5 protein-coding genes and 1 pseudogene are annotated in these 5,278 nt (G+C 67.3%); 2 read left to right on the top strand and 4 right to left on the bottom strand.

From position 1 onward, the window contains the following. The first annotated feature begins 201 nt into the window (after positions 1-201). Together cadR and G3N93_RS33065 are read left to right on the top strand one after the other, a co-directional pair. Positions 202-633, top strand: a complete 432-nt coding sequence (gene cadR, locus G3N93_RS33070) for a Cd(II)/Pb(II)-responsive transcriptional regulator (protein ID WP_011350541.1) — start codon at positions 202-204, stop codon at positions 631-633. Positions 634-701: 68 nt separating this feature from the next. After that, positions 702-1,274 (top strand): PadR family transcriptional regulator, encoded by a 573-nt coding sequence (locus tag G3N93_RS33065; protein WP_174940200.1) that lies wholly within the window; start codon positions 702-704, stop codon positions 1,272-1,274. Positions 1,275-1,319: 45 nt separating this feature from the next. On the opposite strand, the gene G3N93_RS33060 is transcribed toward G3N93_RS33065, so the two are convergent. From G3N93_RS33060 to G3N93_RS33045, 4 genes and pseudogenes are all read right to left on the bottom strand, one after another. Then, a complete protein-coding gene (locus G3N93_RS33060) occupies positions 1,320-2,750 on the bottom strand; it encodes an FAD-binding oxidoreductase (protein ID WP_206134846.1) in 1,431 nt (476 codons plus the stop codon). A gap of 15 nt (positions 2,751-2,765) precedes the next feature. Further along, the gene (locus G3N93_RS33055) at positions 2,766-3,554 is read right to left on the bottom strand and encodes an ABC transporter substrate-binding protein (protein ID WP_174940204.1); all 789 of its coding nucleotides are present in this window, start codon (positions 3,552-3,554) and stop codon (positions 2,766-2,768) included. Between the two features lie 57 nt (positions 3,555-3,611). After that, the gene (locus tag G3N93_RS33050; RefSeq protein ID WP_174953286.1) at positions 3,612-4,766 is read right to left on the bottom strand and encodes a pyridoxal phosphate-dependent aminotransferase; all 1,155 of its coding nucleotides are present in this window, start codon (positions 4,764-4,766) and stop codon (positions 3,612-3,614) included. 210 nt (positions 4,767-4,976) lie between these two features. After that, positions 4,977-5,278, bottom strand: a pseudogene (locus G3N93_RS33045) (TetR/AcrR family transcriptional regulator); the annotation flags it as partial.

The following is a 5,278-nucleotide window of genomic DNA, read 5'->3' as shown; positions in this document are numbered from 1 at the left end:
GTGCCTTCGGCGCCGCGTCGGCGACGGTGGCCGTATCCGTATCGTGCGCGTCGGCGCAGCGCGGAGCGGCGCCGCCGGCATGACGGTGTCGTGGGTCGTGGGTACGCTGGGCGTCGGTCATGACAACCTCCTCAATGGCTAACGGTGTAGAGTTAACACCCTGAAGCCACTACAAGGTCAACCCTTACACGGGAGAAAGGCATGAAGATCGGCGAACTGGCCAAAGCGGCCCGCTGCACACCCGAGACGATCCGTTTCTACGAGAAAGAGGGTCTGATGCCGGATGCGGAGCGCACCGACTCGAACTACCGCAACTACACCGACGTGCACGTCGAACGGCTGCGCTTCATCCGCAACTGCCGCGCGCTCGACATGGCGCACGACGAAATCCGCGCGCTGCTGCAGCTCACCGACACGCCTGCCGATCCCTGCGATTCGATCAATTCGCTGCTCGACGAACACATCGGGCACGTCGATGCGCGCCTCGCGGAACTCACGCATCTGCGCGACCAGCTCACCGAATTGCGCCGCCAGTGCGTCGGCGAGCATTCGGTCGAGGATTGCGGCATCGTGCACGGTCTCGCGACGATGGAAACCGTCGCCCCGGCCGCGAAGCGCTCGCACCTCGGCTGAAACCCTTGTGAAATATGATAGTCTGGTTGAGAATAGTTATATTCTTACTAGATATCAAATAACTACTCATGTCTACCAGTCGCCCGTCCCCGCTCGCGCTGGCCGTCCTCGCGACGCTGACCGAAACGCCGATGCATCCGTACGGGATGCTGCAGCAACTGAAGGCTCGCGGGTACGACGAAGTCGTCAACGTGCGCCAGCGCACGAGCCTCTACCAGACGATCGACCGGCTGCTGCGCGACGGAATGATCGCCGTGCACGACACCGAGCGCGACGGCGCGTTTCCGGAGCGCACGCTGTATGCGCTGACGGAGGCCGGGCACACGGCCGGGCAGGCGTGGCTGCATGCGCTGCTCGCGGAGCCCGCGCGGGAATTTCCGGCGTTCGGCGCCGGTCTCGCGTTCCTGCCGCTGCTCGATGCCGAAGATGCGCGCCACCAGCTCGAGCTTCGGATCGCCCGGCTCGATGCCGAGCGCGAGCGCCTTGAAACGCTGCGCGCCACCGCGCAGGCCGACCAGGTACCGCGCCTGTTCCTGCTGCAGAACGAGCATGCGCTCGTCCTGCTCAATGCCGAACTCGAATGGGCGCGCAGCGTCGTCGAACACCTGAAGATCGGCGCGCTGCGCTGGGTGGACGGCTGACGCATCACGCAGGCCAACGCCCGACGGCAAGAGGCATCGCCCCGATCAAAGCACCTTGCCGGGATTCAGGATGCCGAGCGGATCCAGCGCGGCCTTCAGGCGTCGCATCAATCCGATTTCCGCGTCGCTGCGCGTATGCGCGAGATAGGGACGCTTGAGCACGCCGATCCCGTGCTCGGCCGACACCGAGCCGCCCATGTCACGCACCACCGCATACACGCAGTGATCGAGCGCATCGAGATCCGCATCGGTCATCCCGGCCAGCGACACGCCGATATGCACGTTGCCGTCGCCGACATGGCCGAAGAACAGGCACGTGACATCCGGCCAGCGTGAGCGCAACGCCGCCTCGCAGCGCTCGGCGAACGCGCCGAGCTCGCCCGTCGGCAGGCTCACGTCGAAGTTGACGAGATGCGGCAACGCGTCGATCGCGAGGCCTTCGCGCAGTGTCCACAAGTCGCGCGCCTGTCGCTCCGACGTCGCGAGCACCGCATCCTCCACGAGCCCTGCGTCGAACCCCGCCGCGAGACCGGTTTCCAGCGCCTGGTGCGCGTCGCCGCCCGGTGCGCTCGTCGCGCATTCGATCAGGATCGCGAAACCATCGTCGCCGACAAATGGCGCAGAAACGCCCGGCGTGTGACGCGCGACGTAGTCGTAGAACGCCGGCCACATCGCCTCGAAGCTGACGACCTCCGGCAGCGTGCGCACGCGGTTCCACAGCGCAACCACCGCGTCGTAGTCGCGCACGCGGCAAAGCGCCGTGGCCGGTGCAGCGAGCAACGGATGCAGCCGCAGCACCGCCCGCGTGACGACGCCGAGCGTCCCCTCGCTGCCGATGAACAACTGCTTCAGGTCGTAGCCCGCGTTGTTCTTCAGCATCCGGTTCATCGACGACACGACCGTGCCGTCCGCGAGCACGGCTTCGAGCCCGAGCACCTGCTCGCGCATCATCCCGTAGCGGATCGCGCGCGTGCCGCCCGCGTTGGTCGCGAGCATGCCGCCGATCTGACACGAGCCGCGTGCGCCAAGATCGACGCCGAACGTGAAACCCGCCGCTTCCGCAGCTTCCTGCACCGTCTGCAGCGGCGTCCCGGCGCGCACGGTCATCGTGCCGGCCGCCACGTCGAGCGCCTCGATGCCCGCGAAGCGCTCCATCGACAGCACCACCTCGTCGCCAAGCGCGACCGCGCCGCGCGCGAGCCCCGTCAGGCCCCCCTGCGGCACGACCGGCTGGCCGAGCCGCGTGCACAGCTCGAGCGTGCGCGACACGTCGTCGACGCTGCGCGGGCGCACCAGCGCGCGCGGCCGCACGCCGGCCGGCTCGTTGTACGCGGTGAAGTAACGCGGATCGATGTCGGCCGAGTGCGTGACGAGCGCATCGCCCAGTTCAGCGACGAGTTCGGCTTCGAGCAAATCACCCGACAGCGGCGCGCCGCGTTGTTCGCCACCCGCAGCGGCCGTGTTCCGGTTCTGCATCGCGTGCGGCTCCGCTTACTTCGTCGAGATGTCGATATCGCCGAAATACTTCAGGCCGAGCGACTTCACCGTGCCGTCCGCCTTCAGCTTGTCGATCGCCGCATCGAGTTTCGCCTTCAGCGCGCTGTCGCCTTTGCGCAGTCCGAATGCGATGCCGCTGCCGAGGATCTTGTCGTCGCGCACGGGCTGACCGACGAACGAGAAGCCCTTGCCGTCCGGACGCGACAGGAAGCCGCGCTGGCCGGACGGTGCGAGCACGAGCGTCGCGTCGAGTCGGCCGGACACGAGGTCCGCGTACGCCTGGTTCTGGTCCTGGTACGCGACGACCGCGACGCCGGCCGGCTCCCAGTGCGCCTTCGCGAAGGTTTCCTGGATCGACGCCTGCAGCACGCCGACACGCTTGCCCTTCAGCGATTCCGGCGTCGGCAGCAGGCCGCTGCCGGTGCGCGCGATCAACTGGGTCGGCACGCGATAGATGATCGTCGTGAAGTCGATCGCCTGGCGCCGCTGCTCGGTCGCGTTCATCGCCGAATTGATCGCATCGAACTTGCGGCCCTGCAGCGCGGGAATCAGGCCGTCGAACGACGTCTCGACCCATTTGCACGACAGCTTCGCCGTCTGGCAGACGGCATTGCCGACGTCGACGTCGAAGCCTTGCAGGTCGCCGTTCGGCGCTTTCGATTCGAACGGCGGGTATTGCGCTTCGAGGCCGAAGCGCAGCGTCTGCGCATCGGCGAGCGCCGCGCCCGAGCCGATTGCGCATGCGAGTGCGAACGCGAGTTTCAGGGTGGCCGTGTGTTTCATCGTGATCTCCTGTGTCTGGTCGGTGCGACGCTCCCGTCGCCGGTTGACGTACGGGCTTTACAGCGAACGCAGCCGCCGCGCGCCCTCGACCAGCGTCGCGTCGTCCTTCGAAAAACTGAGCCGGATCACGCCGGCGTCGGTGCCGTCGGTGTAGAACGCCGATAGCGGAATCGTCGCGACGCGCGCGTCGCGGATCAGGCGCAGCACGAAATCGCTGTCGCTTTCGTCCGAGAAGTGCCGGAAGCGCGCAAGCATGAAGAACGAGCCTTCGCTCGGCAGCAGCTCGAAACGGGAATCGGCCAGCTCGCGCGCGAGCAGGTCACGCTTGGCCTGGTAGAACGCCGACAGGCCGAGATAGCTGTCCGGCCGCGCGAGGATCTCCGCGAATGCGACCTGCATCGGCGTGTCGGCCGCGAACACCATGAACTGGTGCACCTTGCGGATCTCGTCCATCAGCTCGGCCGGCGCGACGCAATGGCCGACCCGCCAGCCCGTCACGTGGAACGACTTGCCGAACGACGACACGATCACGCTGCGCTCGGCCAGCTCGCGATGGCGCGCCATGCTCTGGTGCTGCGCGCCGTCGAACACGACGTGCTCATAAACCTCGTCGGACAGGATCACGATGCCGGTATCGCGCGTGAGCTGCGCGAGCCGTTCGAGATCGTCGGCGGAAAACACGGTCGCGGTCGGGTTGTGCGGCGTGTTGACGATGATCATCCGCGTGCGCGGGTTGATCGCCGCGGCGACTTCGTCCCAGTTCACGCGGAAATGCTCGGGCGACAGCTTGATCGCCACCGGCGTCGCGCCCTGCAGCCGCACGATCGGCGCATAGCTGTCGAACGACGGCTCGAAGTAGATCACCTCGTCGCCCGGGTGCACGAGCGCGCTGATCGCCGCGTAGAGCCCTTCGCTCGCGCTGGCGATCACCGTGATCTCGGTGGCCGGGTCGTAGCGCGCGCCGTACAGCGCCTCGGTCTTTTCGGCGAGCCGCTCGCGCAGCGCCATGACGCCGGCCATCGGCGCGTACTGGTTGTGCCCGTCGCGCATCGCGCGCGCGACGCCTTCGACGAGCGACGGATCGGGCGCGAAATTCGGCGCGCCCTGCGACAGGTTCAACGCATCGTGCTGAGCAGCCAGTTGGCCGATCACCGTGAAGATCGTCGTCCCGACGTCGGGCAGTTTCGAACGGGGCGCGGTCGCGCTTCGCATGACTCCTCCTTCTGATGTCCTTCGGGCGGCCGTGCGCGACACGCACGGCCAGCATCTGTCGCACGATTTAGCCCGAGCCAATATCGGTGGACAATCGAAAGTTCGTCATGGCGGCCATGCATTTTTCTCATGGCTTGCCGGGAGGGGTACGCAGCGGCAAAGCTAGCCTGTCAGCGCGACATGCGAATCAGGCATTTCCCCTAGGGGAAGTTACTGGCCGGCCGCCGCCAGGTAGGCCAGCAGCACGGCCCGCAGTTCGCCGCGCAGCGCGGCGATGTCGAACGCGGGCCCGAGCGTCAGCAACGCCTGCGAAAGCCCGCCGTAGCAGATCGTGTGCGCCATCCGCGCAAGCCCGTCGAGCCGTGCGGCCGGCGGCGGATCGGCCGCGTGCGCGAGCGCGTCGCGCCACAGCGCGACGTACGCGTCGTAATGCCGACGGTAGGCGGTGAGCGGCGACACCTGCCGCTCCAGCGCGAAGAGCGCGCCCCACAGCGCCGCGTCGGCGCCGATCA

Source organism: Burkholderia sp. Se-20378 (genome assembly GCF_017104665.1).
Classification (GTDB): domain Bacteria; phylum Pseudomonadota; class Gammaproteobacteria; order Burkholderiales; family Burkholderiaceae; genus Burkholderia; species Burkholderia lata.
This window is presented reverse-complemented; position numbering and strand designations above follow the sequence as displayed.